This window comes from Streptomyces sp. NBC_00341 (assembly GCF_041435055.1).
Lineage (GTDB): Bacteria > Actinomycetota > Actinomycetes > Streptomycetales > Streptomycetaceae > Streptomyces.
The window spans coordinates 7,238,684-7,260,395 of the sequence record NZ_CP108002.1 but is presented as its reverse complement, the minus strand read 5'-3'; the positions used below and the strand labels follow the sequence as shown (position 1 = coordinate 7,260,395).

Genomic DNA, 21,712 nt, shown 5'->3' with positions numbered 1-21,712 from the left:
AGTGGATGTACGGGTACTGCTGTCTTCCGGTGGTTCCGGTCAAGAGCCGCGAGCGGTGCGGAGCTTGGGTCCTCCGGGCGGTGCGGGCGGAGGAAGTGTGACGTTCCCTGGAGGCGCGCACCGCCCGGAGAGCTTGAGGAGGAGCTCTGGATCAGCTGCCGGTGAGGTGCTCGGGGCGTACCGGCGTCCGGTTGAGCTCCAGTCCCGTCGCGTTCCGGATCGCCGCGAGGACGGCCGGGGTGGACGACAGGGTGGGGGCCTCGCCGATGCCACGGAGCCCGTACGGGGCGTGTTCGTCGGCGAGTTCGAGCACATCGACCGGGATGGTCGGGGTGTCGAGGATGGTGGGCAGGAGGTAGTCCGTGAAGGAGGGGTTGCGTACCTTCGCGGTCTTCGGGTCGACGATGATCTCCTCCATGACGGCGATGCCCATGCCCTGGAGGGTGCCGCCCTGGATCTGTCCGAGGACGGAGAGCGGGTTGAGCGCCTTGCCGACGTCCTGGGCGCAGGCCAGTTCGATGACCTTCACCAGGCCGAGTTCGGTGTCGACCTCGACGACCGCGCGGTGCGCGGCGAAGGAGTACTGGACGTGGCCGTTGCCCTGACCGGTGTGCAGGTCGAAGGCCTCGGTGGGCCGGTGGCGCCACTCCAGCTCGACGTCGACCGCCTCTTCCTCCAGTACGTCGGCCAGATCGGCCAGCACCTCACCGCCGTCGGTGACCACCTTGCCGCCCTCCAGGAGGAGTTCGGCGGTGGCCCAGGCGGGGTGGTACGTGCCGAACTTGCGGCGGCCGAGCTCCAGTACCTGTTCCCGTACGGCCTCGCAGGAGTTCTTCACGGCGCCGCCGGTGACGTAGGTCTGCCGGGAGGCGGAGGTGGAGCCTGCCGAGCCGACCCGGGTGTCGGCCGGGTGGATGGTGACCTGTGAGACGCCGAGTTCGGTACGGGCGATCTGGGCGTGCACGGTGACACCGCCCTGACCGACCTCCGCCATGGCGGTGTGCACGGTCGCGACGGGTTCGCCGCCAATGACCTCCATGCGCACCCGGGCGGTGGAGTAGTCGTCGAAGCCCTCGGAGAAGCCGACGTTCTTCAGCCCGACCGCGTAGCCGACGCCGCGTACGACGCCTTCTCCGTGGGTGGTGTTGGAGAGTCCGCCGGGCAGTGCGCGGACGTCGGCCTGCTCGCCGGCGCTCTCCCACTGGCGCTCCGGCGGCAGCGGCCTGGCCTTGACCCGGCGCAGCAGCTCGGCGACCGGGGCGGGCGAGTCGACCACCTGGCCGGTCGGCAGCAGGGCGCCCTGCTCCATGGCGTTGAGCTGCCTGAACTCGACGGGGTCCATGCCCAGTTCGGCGGCGACCTTGTCCATCTGCGCCTCGTAGGCGAAGCAGGCCTGGACGGCTCCGAAGCCGCGCATCGCGCCGCAGGGCGGGTTGTTGGTGTAGAGGGCCAGCGCCTCGATGTCGACGTCCTCGATGACGTACGGGCCGACGGCCAGCGAGGAGGCGTTGCCGACGACGGCCGGGGAGGCGGAGGCGTAGGCGCCGCCGTCCAGCACGATGCGGCACTTCATGTGGGTGAGCTTGCCGTCACGGGTCGCGCCGTGCTCGTACCAGAGCTTGGCGGGGTGGCGGTGGACGTGTCCGAAGAAGGACTCGAAGCGGTTGTAGACGATCTTGACCGGCTTGCCGGTGCGCAGCGCCAGCAGGCAGGCGTGGATCTGCATCGACAGGTCCTCGCGTCCGCCGAAGGCGCCGCCGACGCCGGAGAGCGTCATGCGGACCTTGTCCTCGGGCAGGCCGAGGACGGGGGCGATCTGGCGGAGGTCGGAGTGCAGCCACTGGGTGGCGACGTACAGGTCCACGCCGCCGTCCTCGGACGGCACCGCGAGACCGGACTCGGGGCCGAGGAAGGCCTGGTCCTGCATGCCGAAGACGTACTCGCCGCTGACCACCACGTCGGCGCGGGCCTTGGCCGCCTCCGCGTCGCCGCGGACGATCGGCTGGCGGTGGACGATGTTGGGGTGCGGTACGTGCCCGATGTGGTGGTCGTCGCGGCCCTCGTGGAGGAGTGGCGCGTCGGGTGCGGTCGCGGAGGCCTCGTCGGTGACGACCGGCAGCTCGCGGTAGTCGATCTTGATCTTCGCGGCGGCCCGGCGGGCCGTCTCCGGGTGGTCGGCGGCGACGAGTGCGACGGGCTCGCCGTGGTGGCGGACCCGGCCGTGGGCGAGGACGGGGGTGTCCTGGATCTCCAGGCCGTAGTTCTTCACCTCGGTCGGCAGGTCGTCGTAGGTGAGCACGGAGTAGACGCCGGAGGTGGCGAGCGCCTCCGAGATGTCGATCGAGACGATCTCGGCGTGCGCGACGGTGGAGCGCAGGGTGTGTCCCCAGAGCATGTCCTCGTGCCACATGTCGGAGGAGTACGCGAACTCGCCGGTGACCTTCAGGATGCCGTCGGGGCGCAGCGTGGACTCGCCGATGCCGCCCTTGGTGCGGGTGCCCTGGTTGATGTTGGTGGGGGAACCGGTAACGCCCATCGTCTAGACCGTCTCTTCCGCTCGGGCGGCCGCCAGGCGGACCGCGTCGAGGATCTTCTCGTAGCCGGTGCAGCGGCAGAGGTTGCCGGAGAGCGCCTCGCGGATGTCCGCGTCGGAGGGCTCCGGGGTGCGCTCCAGCAGTTCGTCGGCGGCGACCAGCAGGCCGGGGGTGCAGAAGCCGCACTGGACGGCTCCGGCGTCGATGAACGCCTGCTGGATCGGCGAGAGCTCCCCGGTGTCGCGGGTCTCCTCACCGGTCGGCTTGGCCTTCCAGCGCTGTGCCTGGTCGACCGTGGTGCCGCAGGCGCCCGAGGCGCAGCCGGTGCCGGGGTGGGCCTCGGAGCGGTGGGCGGCGAAGTCGGCGAGGCCTTCTACGGTGACGACCTCGCGGCCCTCGACCTGGCCGGCGGCGACCAGGCAGGAGCAGACCGGGACCCCGTCGAGGCGGACGGTGCAGGAACCGCACTCGCCCTGCTCGCAGGCGTTCTTGGAACCGGGCAGGCCCATCCGCTCACGCAGCACGTAGAGGAGGGACTCGCCCTCCCAGACGTCGTCGGCCTCGTGCCTGCGGCCGTTGACCGTGAAATTGACGCGCATGATCAGGCAGCTCCTTCGGTGCTGCGGCCGTTGCCGCGGTACGACTCCCAGGTCCAGCCGAGGGTCCGGCGGGCCATGATCCCGACCGCGTGCCTGCGATAGCTCGCGGTGCCGCGCACGTCGTCGATCGGGTTGCAGGCGGCCGCGGCGAGCGTGGCGAACTGCTTGGCGATGGACGGCGTGATGATCGTGCGGCTCTCCCAGAACCCGCCCTCCTCGAGAGCGGCGTTCAGGAATTCCTCGGCCTCCTTGGCCCGTACGGGTGTCGGGGCGGCGGAGCCGATGCCGGTGCGGACCGTGCGGGTCTCGGGGTGCAGGGCCAGGCCGAAGGCGCAGACGGCGATGACCATCGCGTTGCGGGTGCCGACCTTGGAGTACTGCTGGGGCCCGTCGGCCTTCTTGATGTGCACGGCCCGGATCAGCTCGTCCGGTTCGAGTGCGTTGCGCTTGACGCCGGTGTAGAAGGCGTCGATGGGGATCAGCCGGGTGCCGCGGACGGACTCGGCCTCCACCTCGGCGCCCGCGGCGAGCAGCGCCGGGTGCGCGTCCCCTGCGGGCGAGGCGGTGCCCAGGTTGCCGCCGACGCCGCCGCGGTTGCGGATCTGCGGCGAGGCGACGGTGTGCGAGGCGAGCGCCAGTCCCGGCAGCTCGGCCCGCAGGTGCTCCATGATGGCGCTGTACGGGACCGAGGCACCGAGCCGTACGCTCTCCTGGCCCACCTCCCACTCGGACAGCTCACCGATGCGGTTCAGGTCCAGGAGGTACTCGGGCCGCCGGTGGTCGAAGTTGATCTCGACCATCACATCGGTGCCGCCCGCGATGGGCACAGCCGTGGGGTGCTCGGCCTTGGCGGCGAGCGCCTCCTCCCAGCTGGCGGGGCGAAGGAAGTCCATGAGTGGCTCTCTTCTTCTCAATCGGTCGTTCGCTGGGGGCTGGGGACGGCCGGCCCTCGACTTGTTCATGTCTTGTTAACGCGGTGTGTGGCCCAGTACACAAGCCCTGCTCCAACTGGTGCAGTCACCGAAACCATGAAGGAGTTGGCTGGTCCTCGTCCTCGTCTTGTAGATTCGAACGAATGACGGGTCTCTGTGACCTCACCGCAACACCCAGTTTTCACCCGTACCAACGAATGAGATCGGCGGCGACGAGATGCGGCTGCGCGCACTGCTGGACACCGACGCGCTGGGCCTGCGGCTGCTCGGCGGCGACGACGAGCTGGACCGTTCGGTCCGGGGCGTGATGACCACCGACCTGCGGGACCCCAGCCGCTACCTGACGGGCGGCGAGCTGGTGCTGACGGGTCTGGCCTGGCACCGGGGCGCGGCGGACTCGGAGCCCTTCGTGCGGATCCTGGCGGGCGCCGGGGTCGCCGGGCTCGCGGCGGGCGAGGCGGAGCTCGGCGACATCCCGGACGATCTGGTCGAGGCCTGTCTGCGGCACCGGCTGCCACTCTTCGCCGTCAACGAGACCGTCGCGTTCGCAACGATCACCGAGTACGTGGTCCGCCAGGTGTCCGGCGAGCGCGCCGGGGACCTGGCGGCGGTCGTCGACCGGCACCGTCGGCTGATGACCTCGGGACCGGCGGGCGGCGGCCCCGAGGTGGTCCTCGACCTACTCGGCTCCGACCTCGACCTCCAGGCCTGGGTGCTCTCGCCCACCGGCCGGCAGATCGCGGGCGCCGGTGCCCCGCTGTCCGGCCCGGCCGGCGCCGAGCTGGCCGGCCTCCACCTGGCCGCGGTCCGCACCGGCCGCCGCGCCCCCTACCGGGCGGCGATCGGCGGGGTGGCGTATTCGCTCTTCCCGATCCGGAACACCGGCAGGGGCGCCGGGCCGGCCTCCCGCGATGTGCGCGAGTCGGTGCTCTCCGACTGGCTGCTCGCCGTCGAGGCCGACGCGAGCGACTGGCCGGCCGCCCGGCTCGACCTGCTCCAGGGCGTCACCCAGCTGATCGCCGTCGAGCGGGACCGGCGGGACGCGGCCCGTACGGTGCGCCGCCGGCTCGCCCAGGAGGTCCTCGAACTGGTCCAGGCCGGTGCCCCGCCCGCCGAGATCGCGGCCAGGCTGCGGGTGGCCGCTCCGGTCCTGCTGCCCGGCCTCGGATCCGCGCCGTACTGGCAGGTGGTGGTGGCCCGGGTCGACTGGGACGAGCAGGGCGCGCCCGGCTCCGCCGGTTCCGGTGTGGCGGGCGGCCCGGTCGCCCAGGCCCTGCTGGAGGAGATCCTCGTCGATCCGGCCGTGACCGGGCCCGACTCCGCGGACCGGATCGCGGTCGCGCACTCCGGCGACGAGGCCGTCGCGCTGGTGCCGCTGCCCGCCGTCGCCCTGCCGGACGCGGGCGACACGGCCGACGTGGACAGCACAGCCGGCGCGGACGCGTCCTCCTCCGACTCCCCCGAGCACTCCGCGGAGGACCCCGCGCTGCACGCCGACGTCCTGCTCGCCGCCGTCCGCGCACCGCTCGCCGCGGGGCTGGCCGACGACGGCAGGCTGACCCTGGGCGTCAGCGCCTCCGTGCACTCGCCCGAGGGGCTGCGCGGTGCGCTGGAGGAGGCCAGGCACGCCCGCCGGGTGGCGGCGGCCCGTCCGGGGCGGGTCTGCGCGGCCGGCCACCACGAGCTGGCTTCGCACGTGCTGCTGCTGCCGTTCGTCCCGGACGATGTGCGCCGCGCGTTCACCGCACGGCTGCTCGACCCGTTGCGGGACTACGACCGGCGGCACCGCGCCGAGCTGATCCCGACCCTGGAGTCGTTCCTGGACTGCGACGGTTCGTGGACCCGGTGCGCGGCCCGGCTGCACCTGCACGTCAACACGCTGCGCTACCGGATCGGGCGAATCGAGCAGTTGACGGGGCGCGATCTCTCGCGCCTGGAGGACAAGCTCGATTTCTTCCTGGCCCTGCGTATGAGCTGATTCCCCGGGGTTCCCGCGTGCCCCGGCGGCTTCCTTGGCCCTCCGTCGATTGTGAAAAGTTTCACCTGACATTGCCTCGACCTCTTGGCCCGGCGTGCCTTTCCGTGCTGTGATGCGGCCAGACTCAGAGCATCCGGCCCTTGGGGGGTGCGACGCCGCCCCCCAATGGCCGGACGTTCTCCACAGCTCAATGGTGCGCTCGGGGAGGGCAATGTGGCGTATACCGCCATGTCTGGTTCCGGAACGACAGCAGATGACGATCCGCCGCTCCAGACAGCCGTATGGCGGTTGCGGTCACGCGCCTGCTGGACGGACGCCGCGGCACTGCTCGAACACGACGCCGCCACCGATCCGGCCGCGGCGCTCCAGCGGACGGCCCTGCTGACCGAACGGTGTCTGTACGCGGGGCAGGGCTGGACCGAGGCCGAGGACGCGCTGCGCACCGCCGAGGCCCTGGCCCACGACGACGCCGAGCGCGGAGCCGCCGCCTGCGAGCGCGGGCACCTCGCGTACGCCTCGACGCTGCTCGGCGTGCGGGACCGGGCCGACGAGGCCCGGGTGGCGCTGAGCCGGGCCGCGGCGCTGCTGTCCCCGGCCGCCGCGGGCCGCCCGTTGCTGGACTTCCGGCGGGGCCTGATCGCGCAGAACATCGCCGATTCGCCGCAGGCCGCGCGCGCCGCGTACCGCAGGGCCCATGCCGGTGCCACCGCGCAGGGCGACGAGCTGCTGCTCTCCTCCACCTGGCGCCATCTCGCCCTGATCGCGCTGCGCGAGGGGGAGCTGGCGGAGGCCAGGCACGGCTTCGCGGAGTCCCTGCGGATAAGGGAGGAGCTGGGCTATCTCGTCGGTACGGCCCCGGCGCTCATCGCGATGGCGGACGCGGAACCGGAGCCGGAGGCGGCGACCAGGCTGCGCGCCGAGGCGGGCAGGCTCTTCCGGCTGCTCGGCGGGGTACCGACCTGGCTGGCCCCGCACATCGACCCGCCCGGACCGGAGACCGCGGAGGCGAACTGAGGCCGTGTCCGGGGGCCCGGCCGTGACAGCCGGACTCAGCCCCCGGAGCCGGCGAAGTGCTCCCGTACCAGCGACTGCACGACCACCACGTCCTGGGCGATCAGCGCGTCCAGGAGCGCGGTGTGCTCAGAGGCGTCCGCCAGCAGGTCGGCGCGGCGGGCGGGCGGGTTGGTCTCCAGGGGCCACTGGGAGCGGCGGTGCAGTTCGTCGGCCACCGCGACGAGCTGGGCGTTGCCGGAGAGGGCGAGCACCGCTCCGTGGAAGGCCCGGTCGGCCTCCGCGTAACTGGCGCGGTCGCCGACGGCCGCCGCCGCCACGGTGGCGTCGGCCAGCGGGCGCAGGGCGCACCAGCCCGCCGGCGGCACGCTGCGGGCGAGCCGCAGCATGACGGGCACCTCGATGAGCGCTCGTACCTCCGCCAGCTCGGCCAGCTCGCGCGGGCCGCGCTCGGAGACCCGGAAGCCTCGGTTGGGCACCACCTCGACGGCCCCTTCGCCGGCCAGCTGCTGCATCGCCTCGCGCACCGGGGTGGCGGAGACCCCGAAGCGGGCGCCCAGCGCCGGGGCGGAGTAGACCTGCCCGGGGATCAGTTCGCCGTCGACGAGGGCGGCGCGCAGGGCTTCCAGGATCTGGCCGCGCACGGAGTGCCGCACCACGGGCCGGGGCGGGGGCGGCTCGCCGTGGGTGTGCTCGCCGCGGGCCTGTTCGGGGACCCGGACGGACGAGTGGGCGGTCACGGACGCGACTGACGCGTAAGGCGGCCGCACCTCCTCGCACCCTCTGCCCTGCTCCACGGCTGCCTCCTCGGACCTGCCGGGCACGGCTCGCCCGTGCCGTGTCCCTTGTGCACGATAGGCGGAGGAGGCCACAGTTCAAACATCGATCAGGTCGGGTAAGGTAAGGCTTACCTCTAAACGATCGCGATACGGTGGTCCGCGCATGCCCCTCCCCGCCCTGCTCCCCGCCCCGCTCCCCGCAGCGGCGTCCTCGGCCGTGACCGAGGCCTACGCGCGTCTGGCCGAGGTCTTCCCGGGGCTCCGCGCCGAGGTGCTCACGGACGGCGAGTCCGCCCCGGGCGGCGTCGGCTGGGTGGGCGCGCACGAGCTGGCGGCCGGTGGCGGCGCGCTGGACACCTTCCTCGCCTGGGACAACGCGCAGGTCCTGCGGGACTACGGACAGCAGGCCCGGCCCGACGTGGTCGCCAGCTTCGGGCTGCACCGCTACGCCTGGCCCGCCTGTCTGCTGGTGACGGTGCCGTGGTTCCTGTACCGGCGGGTGCCGAGGATCCCGGTCGAGGACGTCGCCTTCCAGCGGGCGTCGGGCCATCTGACCCTCCGGGTACGGGAGTTCGCCTGCCTGCCCGACGACCCGGCGGCGGCACTGCCGGGCGCCCGGGTGGTGGCGGACGAGGCCGCGCTGCGCGCCGAGGTCCTCGCCTCCGTGGCCGAGCACCTCGGGCCGGTGCTCGACGGGTTCGGGCCGAGGATGCGGCGCGGAAAGCGGGCCCTGTGGGGCATGGCGACCGACGAGGTCGTCGAGGGCCTCTGGTACATCGCCCATCTCCTGGGCGAGGAGCGGCGCGCGATGGCCGAGCTGGAGGCCCTCCTGCCGGGCACCACGAAGCCGTACGTCGGCACGGCGGGCTTCCGCGAACTGACCGGCCCGGACGGCGAGTCACTGCCCACCCGGGACCGGGCGAGCTGCTGCCTCTTCTACACGCTGCGGCCCGAGGACACCTGCGTCACCTGCCCGCGCACCTGCGATGCGGACCGAATCCGGAAGCTGACACCCGCTCCCTGATCCACACCGCCCGCAAGGGTGACGTAAATCGAACGCAACTGCCCTGCCACTGAGGGGCGTTCGACCAGATCGCGGAAATCCAACGGCTCAGCCACCCCATTGGCGTTCACTTGCCCCGAAACCGCCAGGACTTGAGGGAATCTCCGCCACGATGGCGCCCGAAACGCCCTACGTGACGCAAGGGACCGCGCATGAGACTGACCGACATATCGCTCAACTGGCTGCTTCCGGGCGCCGTGCTGCTCGCGGGGGTCATGGCGGCGGTGGCGGTGGCGGTGGTCGCACGCGGCAAGCGCGCCGCTGACACATCCGCGGCCGACGACACCTGGGAACGCAGCGAGGACCGCCGCAGACGCAAGGAAGCGCTCTACGCCACGGCTTCGTACGTTCTGCTGTTCTGCTGCGCGGCGGTCGCCGCCGCTCTCTCCTTCCACGGGCTCGTCGGCTTCGGCCGGCAGAACCTCGGCCTCGCCGGGGGCTGGGAGTACCTGGTGCCCTTCGGCCTCGACGGGGCCGCGATGTTCTGCTCCGTGCTCGCCGTACGGGAGGCCAGCCACGGCGACGCGGCGCTCGGCTCCCGGCTGCTGGTGTGGACCTTCGCGGGCGCTGCCGCGTGGTTCAACTGGGTGCACGCACCGCGCGGCCTGGACCACGCGGGCGCCCCGCACTTCTTCGCCGGGATGTCGCTCTCGGCGGCCGTGCTCTTCGACCGGGCGCTGAAGCAGACCCGGGTCGCCGCGCTGCGCGAGCAGGGCCTGGTGCCCCGTCCGCTGCCGCAGATCCGGATCGTGCGGTGGCTGCGCGCGCCCCGGGAGACCTTCGGCGCCTGGTCGCTGATGCTCCTGGAAGGCGTACGCACCCTGGACGAGGCGGTCGACGAGGTACGCGAGGACCGCAGGGAGAAAGAGCAGAACCGTCTCCGCAGAAAGGACCAGGAGAAGCTGGACCGGGCCCAGATCAAGGCCCTGAACCGGCAGAACCGGGCCTGGGGCCGGGTGGGCCGGGGCAGCGCCCAGGTGGACGTCCAGGCCCTCACCGCCTCGACGGGCTCCGCGCAGTCCGTCGCGGAGCCCGCCATATCCGAGCCGGGTCAGCTGCCCCTGCGACCCCGGCCATCCCTGCAAGCCGTCACCGGCTCCAGCTCCAGGAACGCCCCGGATCCGAGCACGACTGATCCGAGAGCGGTCGACCTCACAGCAGAGGACGACGACACCCAGGCACTGCCCCGGCTCGATTCGCTGGAGCAGAAACTGAAGGACCTGGAGCAGCAGTTCGGCTGACCCGCTCGGGTCTGCCGACGGGTCGGCACGGTTGCGGCCGGCGGCTCCCGTTACAGCCGGCGATGAACGGCCCTGACGATCCGACCGATGGTCAGGGCCGTTCGCCGTCCAGTTCGAACCAGACCACCTTGCCGAGCGCCTTTGGACTGATTCCCCAGGCGTCCGCGAGGCTCTCCACCAGGATCAGTCCCCTGCCGTGCGTACCGTCGTCGGCGTTCGGTACGTGCGACACGGGCATCCCCGGTACGAAGTCCCTGACCTCCACCCGCAGTTTCCGCGGCGCGACGCTGACGGCGACGACCGCGCCCTCGTCGGTGTGGACCAGTGCGTTGGTCACCAGTTCGCTGAGCAGCAGCTCGGCCACCTGCGCGGGCTCCTCCTTCCAGCGGTACCTCAGTAATTCCCGTACGGCACACCGCACTTCGGATACCGCTGCCAGATCGGCGCTGCACAGTCTGCGATGCAGCCGGCCCAGTTCCTGACGCTCCATCGTCTCCCCCGCCCGCACAGTGAATCGCCCCCTTCTCGTCGAATGCGCTTCACGCAATGCATGCCCCACCCGCGGGCTGCCACGCTTTCCCGGACGGCAATGAGTGCGGAACCACGGAGTCCGGGCAGAACCGGTGTCGCGGGGTGGATCTTCCGCCGTTCAGGTTAACTTGCGAAAAATTCACAGCAGTTGGCGTTGACGGGACAGCATCTACGCGCGTCATCATGGTGGGTATGCGAATCCCCCCACGGATCACCACGCTCGGCGGCGTCGCCGCCCTCCTGTCCGTCCTCTTCGTCGGCGGCCCTGTCGCGGCGACCGCCACCGCGGCCCCCGCCTCGGTCGGCAGCATCTGCTACTCCGCCCTTCCCTCCCAGGCGCACGACACCCTCGATCTCATCGACGCGGGTGGCCCGTTCCCGTACGACCAGGACGGCGTCGTCTTCCAGAACCGTGAAGGCGTCCTGCCCGGCCAGAGCACCGGTTACTACCACGAGTACACCGTGATCACCCCCGGCTCCCCCACCCGTGGAGCGCGCCGGATCGTCACCGGTGAGGAGACCCAGGAGGACTACTACACCTCCGACCACTACGCGACGTTCGACCTGGTCGACTTCGCCTGCTGAACCATCTCCCGGTCGGATCCGCGCCGCAGTCCCCCACCTGCGGCGCGGATCACTTCGTCCGGCTCAGTGCTGCCCGGAGACCGCTCAGTACTGTGCGGAGACCTTCACTCCGCCGAAGTCCTGCACGGCGTACAGGCTGATGTAGTGGGCGCCCTCTGCGGGATGGTCGACGGTCAGGGTGTGGGCGTTCCCGCTGCCGGTCGCCCGGGTGGTGTAGGCGTCCTTGGTGGCCCAGCCGGCGGCGTTGTAGTAGAGGTCGGCGTCCCCCGTGCCACCGCTCGTGGTGATCGTCAGCCGGGCGGTACCGGCGGGCACGTAGAGGTAGAGGTAGGAGTAGTTGCCCTTGGTGGCCTGCTGCCCGCCGCGGGCGCAGTTCTGGCCGAGTTCACGGCTGTCGGCGGCGGCGCACTCGGCGCCCGGATCGGTGCCAGGATCAGTGGGCGGGTTGGTGGTGGTGCCGCAGCTGCCGGCCGCGCAGGACGTCAGCCAGCTGTTCCAGTCGGCGTCGTAGCTGCTGCCGATGGTGGAGGTGAGCAGGGTGCGGGCGCCGTCCCAGTCGCCGGCACGGTAGAGGCCCAGCAGCTTGTCCACGTCGGCGCGGTGCGACTGGAGCATGTAGCGGACGGCCAGATAGCCCCAGTTGTAGACGCGGGTCTGGTCGGCGTTCTCGTACGTCGAGTCGAACAGGGTGCGCAGGGTGTAGGTGTGGGCCGCGGCCTGGGTGATGGCGTCGTCGTAGGTGACGTCGCGGTAGCTGTAGGAGACGTACTCCGCGAAGCCCTCGACCCACCAGATGGTCGGCGTCGTGATGCCGGCCTCGAAGTCACCGGCCATGTCGAACCGGCCGTCGAGGTAGTGCGTGTACTCGTGGTTGAGGTTCCAGATCTGGAACTCGGGCCGGACCCACTCGGCCTCGTAGGCGATGAACCTCGGCTGGTTGCCGGCCGCGGCCGGGTCGCCTTCGAGGTACATGCCGCCGTTGTCGGTGTCGATGCCGTAGATGGCTCCGGCGTACGTCTGGTAGTCGGCGCTCGAATCGAAGACCACCACCTCGATGGTGCTGTTCCGGTCGTTGGCGACGGGGCCCTTGTCGCGCACCACGTCGTGGAAGTAGGCGTCCTGGTTGCGCAGGCTGGTACAGGCGGTCGCGAGATCGTCCGAGGACATCTGCTGGCCCAGGATGCGAATGCTGTCGCTGCACGTGTAGTTGACCGGCAGGACGGCGCTCTTGAGGCGGGCCGACAGGTCACAGGTGCCGTAGGTGGAGCAGTTGGCGGCGTCGTAGTAGTCGGTCATCTCTGCCAGCCCCACCCAGAGCGGCGCGGTGGTGCCGGTCATCGAGGTGCGGCCGAGCAGGTCGGTGACCAGCGGGCGGGCCTTGGGCCGCAGCGACTCCTCCTGGAGGAAGCGCGCGAGCTCGCGACCGGCGTTGGAGGTCAGGTACGACTTGTCCGTGCCGAGCAGGTTCAGATGGTCACGGGCGAAGCCGGCGAGCGAGTCGAGGAGGCTCGGGTCGGCCTCCACGGCGCTGACGAACTCGGGCACCTGGTGGCCGCGGAAGGTCACGGTGTAGACGTTGTTCACCGCGTTGAGCATGTACCAGGAGCTGTCGTACGAGGAGTCGTAGTCGGCGAGCAGCCGCTTGACGACGTACAGGTAGCGGGCGTTCTGCTCCGCGCTGTCGATGAGGGTGACGGCCTCTGCCAGGGTCTCGCCGTTGGCGTCCGTGACATCGCCGGCGTGCGCGGAGGCGAAGAAGCCGTCCAGCGCGCCCTGGATCGCGGTGCGCAGCGGGGCGCCGTAGCTGCCGACGGTGTCGGGGTCGTAGTACTGGACGTAGTAGCCGGCCCGCAGGAAGAGGACGAGCTGCGGCATGCCCGTGCTGCTGTCCCCGGGGTAGGCGGCCGATCCGTCGCGCATCGCGTCGGCGACGCTGACCATCTGGGCCTCGCGGAAGGCGAGGTAGCCGTCGTTGCCCTTGACGTTGAACAGGGTGTTGACGCAGTCGGTGGTCGATGACTTGATCTGCTGCACCAGGGCGCTGCCGGTGCGGCTGGTGAAGTCCGCGACGGAGCAGGCGGCGGCCGCGCCGGTGCCGGCCGACTTGGCGGCGGCGCGGGCCTTCGCCTTCATCGAGGGGGCGGGGTGGCTCGGCGCGGAGGTGTCCGGGGCGTCGTAGTCGCGCCGGAGCGCGTCCTTGGAAGCGGTCGTGGGCGGTCTGTCCGCGGGCTTGAGCGCCTTGTCGGCTATGTGGCCGGCGTCCTGGACGGGCGCGGTCAGGGCCTGTGCGGCGGGGCCGCCCGGCTCCGGCGCGGCCGGGTCCGCGGCCTTCTGTGCGGCGGCCTTCGCGCTCGCGGTCGCCGCGGTGGAGGGGCGGACCTCTGCGGCCCGGCTCGGTGCCGCGAGCATGCCGACGCCCAGGCAGGCCGCCAGGGCCACGGTGGACAGTCCGGTGAATCTCTGACGAACCGTTCGGTTCTTCACGTGCCGCCTCCCAGCGGAGTGGTGGCCGCGCGACGTTGCGCGGCCGTGGGGGATGGAGCGCGGTCGGGTCGGGGGGAAGGCCGGACAGGGATGAACGTCTGGCATGAACACGACCTCAATCGCGACCGCCTGTACAATGGCACATGTCACATGTCCTTAGGAAGCGGTTGGGCGCGAATTCGTGTGTGCGCCAACTTCTGCTCTTAGAGCGCGACTTGCGGCGGATCACCGCGTACGTGCCCGGACATGACGACGGACCCGGATGAGGTGTCGTATCCGGGTCAGACGCTCGTCAGGGAGCGGTGAAGGTTCGGCGGTGTCAGGCCCGCGTGCCGTCGGCCCACAGGGACCGGACATGGGACATGTGGGCGAGCATGCAGGCCTCGGCGCCAGGGGCGTCCCCGGCGATGACCAGATCCAGCAGCTGTACGTGCTCCTCCGCGGAGGCGGTCAACTGACCCGACTCGGCCAGCCTGTTGAGCCCGTACAGGCGGGAGCGCTTGCGCAGTTCGCCGACCTCCTCCACCAGCCGGCGGTTCCCAGCCAGTCCGAGCAGGGCGAGGTGGAAGCGGCGGTCCGCCTCCAGGTAGCCCAGGATGTCGTGCCGGCGCGCGGCCTCGACGATCTCCTTCGCGACGGGGCGCAGCGCCTCCAGCTCCACCGTCAGCCCCATCCGCGCGATCCTGCCGACGGTGGGGACCTCGATCATGGCCCGGAGTTCGGTGAAGTCGTCGAGGTCCTGGTCGGTCAGTTCGGTGATCCGGAAGCCCTTGTTGCGGACGGCCTCGACGAGCCCCTCCCGGGCCAGATCGAGCATCGCCTCGCGGACGGGTGTCGCGGAGACCCCGAACTCGGCGGCGAGCGCCGGAGCCGAGTAGATCGTGCCCGGCCTCAGCTCACCGGCGATCAGGGCCGCCCGCAGCGCGTGCGCCACCTGGTCGCGCAGATGCTCCTGCGCCGAGATCGCGTTGAGCGACGTGAGGCGAGCCATGTCTGTCCTCCAGCACCGTGCGGAGAGCCAGAATACAATGTCACGTTGTCACAGCGCCGTCTGCGGAGATCAACGCGGATCGGTCCGGGGTGTCAGCGGACGCCGCGGATCGGGAGGATGCTGACGGCACCGAGCACCACCAGGACGATGGCGGTGGCGAACAGCGAGCGGTAGCCGCCGAGCAGGGCGATGACGGCGGCGGCGACGGCGGGCGCGAGGGCCTGCGGGAGGGCGTTGGCGATGTTGAGGACGCCCATGTCCTTGGCGGCGTCGTCGGGCCGGGGCAGCACCTGGGTCATCAGGGCGGTGTCGACGGCCATGTACATCCCGAACGCGGCGCCGGTGAGGATCGCGTACCCGAACATCGAGGCCTCGCTGTGCAGCACCAGCGGGAGGAACAGCGAGACGGCCATGCCGAGGCTGGCGGCGATCACGAAGGGCTTGCGCCGGCCGACCCGGTCCGACCAGGGGCCGGAGATGACGATCATCGCGATCATTCCGGGCAGCATGGCGAGGCTGAGCAGCGGCATCAGGTCGTTGGCCTGGTCGCGGGTGAGGCCGATGTAGTCGTCGAGGACGTACAGCTGGTACGAGGAGACCGCGTAGTAGCCGAGGATCAGCAGGAAGCGGCCGAGGAAGGCCCAGGCAAAGTCGGGGTGGGCGCGGGGGCTGATCCAGAAGCCGCGCAGGAAGTCCTTCCAGCGGAACGGTTCGTGGCGCACCTCGACGGTGGACGGTTCGCGGTTGAGCAGCACGAAGACCGCGGTGCCCGCGATGATCAGGACGCCGAAGACCGCGAAGCCGAGGCCCAGCGCGTTGGCGAAGGCGGCGGCCACGGCGGTGCCGACCACGGCGCCGAGCATCTGGGCGAGCCCGGCGGCCGAGGAGAAGAGACCGCGCCGTTCCTCGGGGACCCGGTCGGGGATGACGGCGGTGAGCGGTGCCTGGAGGCCGTTGAGGAAGATCTGGGCGAGCGTCCAGGCGACGGCGACCCAGAGGAGGTTGTTGCCGACGCCGACGGCGATCAGGGAGAGGCCGCCGAGCAGCGCGCCGCCGGCCATCCAGGGGGCGCGGCGGCCGTAACGGCTGCGGGTGCGGTCGGAGAGGGCGCCGGAGATCGGGTTGGCGAGCATCGCGCCGACCGCTCCGACGGCGCTGATCACACCGAGCGAGGTGGACTTGGATTCGGGGGCGATGTCCGCGACCAGGTTGGCGAGCAGCACGGCGGGCACCGCGCCGTAGATCGCGTACAGGGTGACGCTGTTGGCCATCAGGCCGGTCAGCAGTCTTCGCTGTCCGGGCAGTCTGCGCTCTGCCGGGACGGTGGCCCGGGTAGGGGTGGTAGTCATGGCGACCTCGTTGTCGTGGTGGGGTGCGGGGAGCCGGGGCCGTGGGGGAGGTCGGCGTGGCTGTGGTGGGGTCTGTGGCCCGGTGGAGCCGGCCGCCGCCCTTGGCAGGGGTTCGCCGGGTCGGCGAGGACGGGGGCCGGCTCTACGGGGTGCACAGTTCTCGGGTGCGAGGGTCCCGTCGGCGGTCGGGGCGTCTGTCCGCAGGCGCCCCGACAGCCGATGGGGGCGGGGTCAGGCCTGGAGCCGGGCCAGCTGCTCTTCCAGGTCGGCCGTGGTGACCGCGCCGCCGGCGAAGCTGACCAGGCGGCGGACGGGGATGGAGGCCATCATCCGGGCCATGTCGATGCCGAGGGCGTCGCCGTCGCCGGTGTCCTGGGGGAAGGGCAGCAGGGCGGCGAGTGTCTCGGCGGCGCCGGGCAGGGACATCACTTCCCCGAGCGTGGAGTCCAGGGTCAGCGGCAGGTCCAGCTCGTCCCCGACGAGTTCGACGCTCGCGCTCGCGCGCGGGTCGCGGCTGGACGCGGCGGCCAGCACCTCGTACGCACCGCCCTCGACGATCCAGCGCTCGGCCCGGGTGTCCCAGTACGCCAGACCGGTGCGCGGGAGCAGCGTGGTGACGCGCTCGCTCGCCCCGGCGTCCAGGGTGACGGTGGTGTGGCCCTTGAGCTCGCGCAGCGGGCGGGCGACGGCGGAGCCGGGCTTGGAGACGTAGAACTGGACGACCTCGCGGCCGGTCCGGTCGCCGGTGTTGGTGACCGTGACGGAGGCGCTGATGCCCTGCTCGTCGGCGCTCAGCTCCAGGTCGCCGTAGGCGAAGTCGGTGTAGGAGAGTCCGTGGCCGAACGGGAAGGCGACCTCGATGTCCCGGGCGTCGTACCAGCGGTAGCCGACGAACAGACCCTCGCCGTACGCGACGTGGCTGTGCTCGCCCGGGAAGTCCAGGTAGGCGGGGGTGTCCTGGAGCCGGACCGGGACGGTCTCGGTGAGGCGGCCGGACGGGTTGACCCGGCCGAACAGCACGTCGGCGAGAGCGCCGCCGGCGGCCTGGCCGAGCAGTGCGCCGTCCAGCAGGGCGGGTGCGGCGGTCACGGGGGCCAGCCGCAGGACGCCGCCGTGGCTGAGGACGACCGCGGTGCGCGGCTGTACGCGGACCACCTCGGCCAGCAGCTCCAGCTGCTCGCGGGGAAGCTCGATGTCCTCGCGGTCGAAGCCCTCGGACTCCTGGTGGGCGGCCAGGCCGAGGAAGACCACGGCGGTCTCCGCGGCGGCGGCCAGCGCGACGGCCTCGGCGCGCAGCGTGGCGGCGTCGCCGGTGCCGTCGGTGGTGAAGCCGGGAGCGTGGGTGACCTCGGCGTTCCCGGCCAGGGCGCGGATCTCGTCCAGCGGGACGTCGACCTGCGTCGGGTTCACGTGCGAGCTGCCGCCGCCCTGGTAGCGGGGGGCTGCGGCGAACGCGCCGAGGACGGCGAGCGGGCGCCCGGCGGTGAGCGGCAGCACGGGCGCGCCCTCGACGGGGTCGTTCTTGAGCAGCACGACGGAGTTCGCGGCGGCCCGGCGGGCCAGCGCGTGGTGCGCGGCCGGGTCGAACGGGGCGACCGGCAGAGTGCGCCCTGCCAGACCGCGGGCGGCCAGCGCGGCCGTCCGGGTGGCGGCCAGATCGACCGAGGCGGCGTCGAGCTCACCGGCCTCGACGGCCGCGACGACCTGCGCGTCGGTGGTGCCGCCCGCGCCGGGCATCTCCAGGTCGAGCCCGGCGGCGACGGAGGCGACGCGGTCCTGGACGGCGCCCCAGTCGCTGACGACCACCCCGTCGAAGCCCCACTCGCCGCGCAGCACGTCGGTGAGCAGCCAGCGGTTCTCGGAGGCGTAGGTGCCGTTGATCCGGTTGTACGAGCACATCACCGTCCACGGCTGCGCCTGCTGGACGACCTGCTGGAAGGCCCGCAGGTAGATCTCGCGCAGCGGGCGGGCTGCGACGTCGGAGCTGGAGCGCATCCGGTCGTTCTCGGTGTTGTTGGCCGCGAAGTGCTTGAGCGAGGCGCCGACGCCGGTGCTCTGCAACCCGCGCACCCAGGCGGTGGCGAGGGTGCCGGTGAGCTGCGGGTCCTCCGAGAAGTACTCGAAATTGCGGCCGCAGCGCGGGTCCCGCTTGATGTTCACACCCGGGCCGAGCAGTACGTCCACACCCAGTGCCCGGCTCTCCACGCCCAGCGCCCGGCCGACCTCCGCGACCAGTTCGGTGTCCCAGCTCTGGCCGAGGCCGACGGCGGGCGGGAAGCACGTCGCGGGCCGGCTGGCCGAGATGCCCAGGTGGTCGGCGTCCTCCGCCTGGAGCCGGACGCCGTGCGGGCCGTCGGTCAGGGTCAGGGCGGGGACGGGACCGACGGTCTTGGTGGTCCAGAAGTCGGCTCCGCTGCCGAGCGCGGCGCGCTCCGCGAGTGAGAGCCCCGCGAGTGAGAACTCCGGCGTCGCGGTGTCGGTGGGGTCAGTGGGGTCGGTGGCGTCGGTGGCGTCGAGAGCAGTCACGGGGATTCCTCGGGGAGTGCGGGGGTTCATGGGCGGACATGGCGTGCGACGTGACGTGCACACGTCGCGCTCGGATGTCCGCAGGCAGCGCGGGGTCCGGCCCGGACCGGCGGGCGCCCGGCCGGGAAGACCGGGGCCCGCCGCTCCGAGGCCCGACGCGGCCCCCGTCAGGTGGGGCGCGCCGGAGGAGGGCGGCCCGGTACTGCCGGAGCTCGGCCACCCTGCCGAATGCGAAAACAGTACGTCACTCTGTTTTGGCGCCACAAGAGCTGCGACCAGGTAACTTCCAGTGGCAGCCGGTGGCAGTCGGTGGCGGAGGGTGGCATAGGCTCGCCCTCATGGCTCGAACACGTGGCTCCTATGCGAAGGGCATCGCCAAGCGCGAGGAGATTCTCGACACCGCACTGGAGATCGTCGCCAGGGTCGGCTACAGCCGCGCCACGGTGCGCGAACTGGCCCAGGCCGTCGACCTCAGCCAGACCGGCCTGCTGCACTACTTCGGCAGCAAGGAACAGCTCTTCATCGAGATCCTGCGCCGCCGTGACGCCGTCGACCTGCTGACGGTCGGCGGCCGGGACAGCGGCGAGGGCACAGCCGCCTTCCCGCCCGACCTCGCACGGGCGCTCGCCGACCTTCAGCGCCACAACGCCGAGGTCCCCGGACTGGTCCAGCTCTTCTCCCGCCTCTCCGCAGAGGCCGTCGAACCCGACCACCCCGGGCACGCGTACTTCCGCGACCGCTACCGCTTCGCGCGGGCCGGCGGCGCCGACGCGATCCGCGCCCAGCAGGCGACCGGGCAGCTACCGGAGGACATCGACGCCGACCGCCTCGCCGCCCTGGTCTTCGCGCTGATCGACGGACTGCAGATGCAGTGGCAGTACGACCCCGAGATCGACATGGCCGAGCAGCTGTCCTACTTCTGGGAACTGCTGGGCCGGTGACCTCCCGCGCCCGTGCCTGATGCCGGGCCGGTTCGACGCCGTCCGGCGACAGCCCCACCACGCCCCCGGGCCGGAGGCAGGGTGGGGCTGTTGTCCCTCCGCGGTCAGCGGTTCACAGCAGGAACCCTTCGGGGAACGGGTCGGACGGGTCCAGGAAGTACTGCGCGGTTCCGGTGATCCAGGCGCGGCCCGTGACCGTGGGGACGACGGCGGGCAGCGTGCCGACGGTGGTCTCCGCGACCAGCCGGCCGGTGAACGTGGTGCCGATGAAGGACTCGTTCACGAAGTCCGTGTCCAGGGGGAGTTCGCCCCGCGCGTGCAGCTGGGCCATCCGCGCGGAGGTCCCGGTGCCGCACGGTGACCGGTCGAACCAGCCGGGGTGGATGGCCATCGCGTGCCGGGAGTGGACGGCGTCGGAGCCGGGCGCGATGAGCTGGACGTGCTTGAGCCCGTTGATGCCGGGGTCGAGCGGATGGACCGGGCGGTCCGTCTCGTTGACCGCGTCCATCAGGGCGAGCCCCGCCTCCAGCAACTCGTCCTTGCGCGAACGGTCGAACGGGAGCCCGAGATCGTCCAGTTGCACCATCGCGTAGAAGTTTCCGCCGTAGGCCAGATCGTAGGTGACGGTGCCGAGGCCGGGGACCTTCGCCGTGAGTCCCAGCCCGGCGGAGAAAGCGGGGACGTTGGTCAGGGTGACGGAGGTGGCGGCGCCGTCCTCGACGTGGACGTCGACGGAGACCAGTCCGGCCGGGGTGTCCAGCCGTACGGTGGTGACCGGTTCCGTGACCTCCACCATGCCGGTCTCGACCAGCACGGTGGCCACCCCGATCGTGCCGTGTCCGCACATCGGCAGACAGCCCGAGACCTCCATGAACAGGACCCCGAAGTCGGCGTCGGGGCGGGTCGGCGGCTGGAGGACGGCCCCGCTCATTGCGGCATGGCCGCGTGGCTCGTACATCAGCAGGGTGCGCACCGCGTCGCGGTGCGCCATGAAGTAGTCGCGTCGCTCGGCCATGGTGGCGCCGGGGACGGTGCCGATCCCGCCGGTGATCACACGGGTGGGCATGCCCTCGGTGTGCGAGTCGACGGCGTGGAATACGTGACGCGTGCGCAAGTCTCCCCCTCGGTCGTGCTGCCGGTCCGCCGCGGCGTGTGCTGTGCGCCGGGGCGGTATGTCGAGTGCTCTCCGCCGGTCCCGGTCAGTCCAGCCCTTCGGCCAGCGCCTTCTCCGTGGCGGCGCGCACGGCGGCGGCGGACTCCGCGTCCAGGGGCAGCCGGGGCGGCCGGGTGGGGCCGCCGTGCCGCCCGACGATGTCCATCGACGCCTTGATCGCCTGGACGAACTCCGGCTTGGAGTCCCACCGCAGCAGCGGATGGAGCCGCCGGTAGAGCGGCAGGGCCGTCTCCAGGTCCCCGGACACGGCGGCGCGGTACAGCGCGACACAGCCGGCGGGCAGCATGTTGGGGCAGCCGGCGATCCAGCCGACCGCACCGGCCAGCGCGAGTTCCAGGAGCACGTCGTCGGCCCCCACCAGCAGGTCGAGTCCGGGGGCCTCCTCCGCGATCTCGTAGGCCCTGCGGACGTCCCCGCTGAACTCCTTGACGGCCACAATGGAACCGTCCGTGTGGAGTTGCGCGAGCAGCCCGGGGGTCAGGTCGACCTTGGTGTCGTACGGGTTGTTGTACGCGACGACCGGCAGGCCCGCCCCGGCGACCTCGGCGTAGTGCGCGCGGACCGCGGCGTCCTCGCACGGATAGCCGTTGGGCGGCAGCAGCAGGACGGAGCCGGCACCCGCCTCCGCCGCCCGGTCGGCGAGGCGGCGCGACTGGGCGCTGTCGTAGGCGGAGACCCCGGGCATGACCCTGGCCCCGTCCCCGGCGGCCTCCACCGCGACGCGCACCACTTGGTCGCGCTCCTGCTCCGTGAGGGTCTGGTACTCCCCCAGTGAGCCGTTCGGCACCACCCCGTCGCAGCCGGCGTCCACGAGGTCGCGGACGTGGGCTGCGTACGCGTCGAAGTCGATGGACCGGTCGTCGCGCAGCGTGAGCGGTGTGGCGACCATGACGCCTCGCCAAGGACTGTTGCGGGCAGTGGAGTTCGTCGACATCTGGGCTCCCTCAGAGGTGTGGCATGACATGGACCGGCGAAGGGGACGAGAAGGCCGCGC

The 21,712-nt window shown here is 71.8% G+C and carries 17 protein-coding genes; 6 read left to right on the top strand and 11 right to left on the bottom strand.

Annotated features, from left to right (window positions below; genetic code table 11):
- Positions 1–151: 151 nt before the first annotated feature.
- From pucD to OG892_RS32625, 3 genes are read right to left on the bottom strand one after another with little or no spacing between them, the layout of a single operon-like run.
- Positions 152–2,536: a xanthine dehydrogenase subunit D gene (gene pucD, locus OG892_RS32635; protein WP_371630946.1), complete on the bottom strand. Its 2,385-nt coding sequence runs from the start codon at positions 2,534–2,536 to the stop codon at positions 152–154.
- Positions 2,537–2,539: 3 nt separating this feature from the next.
- Positions 2,540–3,133: a (2Fe-2S)-binding protein gene (locus OG892_RS32630; RefSeq protein WP_326656953.1), complete on the bottom strand. Its 594-nt coding sequence runs from the start codon at positions 3,131–3,133 to the stop codon at positions 2,540–2,542.
- Between the two features lie 2 nt (positions 3,134–3,135).
- Positions 3,136–4,026: a xanthine dehydrogenase family protein subunit M gene (locus tag OG892_RS32625; RefSeq protein WP_073735022.1), complete on the bottom strand. Its 891-nt coding sequence runs from the start codon at positions 4,024–4,026 to the stop codon at positions 3,136–3,138.
- Positions 4,027–4,282: 256 nt separating this feature from the next.
- Here OG892_RS32625 and OG892_RS32620 point away from each other — a divergent pair, with 256 nt between their 5' ends.
- The gene (locus tag OG892_RS32620; RefSeq protein WP_371630945.1) at positions 4,283–6,043 is read left to right on the top strand and encodes a PucR family transcriptional regulator; all 1,761 of its coding nucleotides are present in this window, start codon (positions 4,283–4,285) and stop codon (positions 6,041–6,043) included.
- A gap of 228 nt (positions 6,044–6,271) precedes the next feature.
- The gene (locus OG892_RS32615; RefSeq protein WP_073735020.1) at positions 6,272–7,057 is read left to right on the top strand and encodes a hypothetical protein; all 786 of its coding nucleotides are present in this window, start codon (positions 6,272–6,274) and stop codon (positions 7,055–7,057) included.
- Between the two features lie 35 nt (positions 7,058–7,092).
- Here OG892_RS32615 and OG892_RS32610 read toward each other — a convergent pair whose 3' ends face one another.
- Positions 7,093–7,851: a GntR family transcriptional regulator gene (locus tag OG892_RS32610; protein WP_073735019.1), complete on the bottom strand. Its 759-nt coding sequence runs from the start codon at positions 7,849–7,851 to the stop codon at positions 7,093–7,095.
- A 145-nt stretch (positions 7,852–7,996) separates the two neighbouring features.
- Between OG892_RS32610 and OG892_RS32605 the strand changes: the two genes are divergently transcribed.
- Together OG892_RS32605 and OG892_RS32600 are read left to right on the top strand one after the other, a co-directional pair.
- On the top strand, positions 7,997–8,857 hold the full coding sequence (locus OG892_RS32605; protein ID WP_328864866.1) for a (2Fe-2S)-binding protein: 861 nt from the start codon (positions 7,997–7,999) through the stop codon (positions 8,855–8,857).
- Positions 8,858–9,048: 191 nt separating this feature from the next.
- Entirely contained in the window at positions 9,049–10,137 is a 1,089-nt protein-coding gene (locus OG892_RS32600; RefSeq protein ID WP_328864867.1) for a DUF2637 domain-containing protein, read from the top strand.
- Between the two features lie 91 nt (positions 10,138–10,228).
- Here OG892_RS32600 and OG892_RS32595 read toward each other — a convergent pair whose 3' ends face one another.
- A complete protein-coding gene (locus OG892_RS32595) occupies positions 10,229–10,591 on the bottom strand; it encodes an ATP-binding protein (protein ID WP_107421755.1) in 363 nt (120 codons plus the stop codon).
- 269 nt (positions 10,592–10,860) lie between these two features.
- Here OG892_RS32595 and OG892_RS32590 point away from each other — a divergent pair, with 269 nt between their 5' ends.
- Entirely contained in the window at positions 10,861–11,253 is a 393-nt protein-coding gene (locus tag OG892_RS32590) for a ribonuclease domain-containing protein (RefSeq protein ID WP_327339703.1), read from the top strand.
- Between the two features lie 84 nt (positions 11,254–11,337).
- On the opposite strand, the gene OG892_RS32585 is transcribed toward OG892_RS32590, so the two are convergent.
- From OG892_RS32585 to OG892_RS32570, 4 genes are all read right to left on the bottom strand, one after another.
- Positions 11,338–13,737 (bottom strand): M9 family metallopeptidase, encoded by a 2,400-nt coding sequence (locus OG892_RS32585; protein ID WP_371630944.1) that lies wholly within the window; start codon positions 13,735–13,737, stop codon positions 11,338–11,340.
- Between the two features lie 319 nt (positions 13,738–14,056).
- On the bottom strand, positions 14,057–14,728 hold the full coding sequence (locus OG892_RS32580; RefSeq protein WP_073735013.1) for a GntR family transcriptional regulator: 672 nt from the start codon (positions 14,726–14,728) through the stop codon (positions 14,057–14,059).
- A gap of 92 nt (positions 14,729–14,820) precedes the next feature.
- A complete protein-coding gene (locus OG892_RS32575; RefSeq protein WP_371630943.1) occupies positions 14,821–16,077 on the bottom strand; it encodes an MFS transporter in 1,257 nt (418 codons plus the stop codon).
- 231 nt (positions 16,078–16,308) lie between these two features.
- Positions 16,309–18,603 carry a glycoside hydrolase family 3 N-terminal domain-containing protein gene (locus OG892_RS32570; RefSeq protein ID WP_371630942.1) on the bottom strand — a complete coding sequence of 765 codons (2,295 nt, stop codon included), beginning with the start codon at positions 18,601–18,603 and terminating at the stop codon, positions 16,309–16,311.
- 338 nt (positions 18,604–18,941) lie between these two features.
- On the opposite strand from OG892_RS32570, the gene OG892_RS32565 reads away from it, so the two are divergent.
- On the top strand, positions 18,942–19,544 hold the full coding sequence (locus OG892_RS32565) for a TetR/AcrR family transcriptional regulator (RefSeq protein ID WP_199884372.1): 603 nt from the start codon (positions 18,942–18,944) through the stop codon (positions 19,542–19,544).
- A gap of 112 nt (positions 19,545–19,656) precedes the next feature.
- Here the strand turns inward: OG892_RS32565 and OG892_RS32560 are convergent, their stop codons facing one another.
- Together OG892_RS32560 and OG892_RS32555 are read right to left on the bottom strand one after the other, a co-directional pair.
- Positions 19,657–20,658: a proline racemase family protein gene (locus OG892_RS32560; RefSeq protein WP_073735007.1), complete on the bottom strand. Its 1,002-nt coding sequence runs from the start codon at positions 20,656–20,658 to the stop codon at positions 19,657–19,659.
- Between the two features lie 85 nt (positions 20,659–20,743).
- On the bottom strand, positions 20,744–21,652 hold the full coding sequence (locus OG892_RS32555; RefSeq protein WP_371630941.1) for a dihydrodipicolinate synthase family protein: 909 nt from the start codon (positions 21,650–21,652) through the stop codon (positions 20,744–20,746).
- Positions 21,653–21,712: the final 60 nt, after the last annotated feature.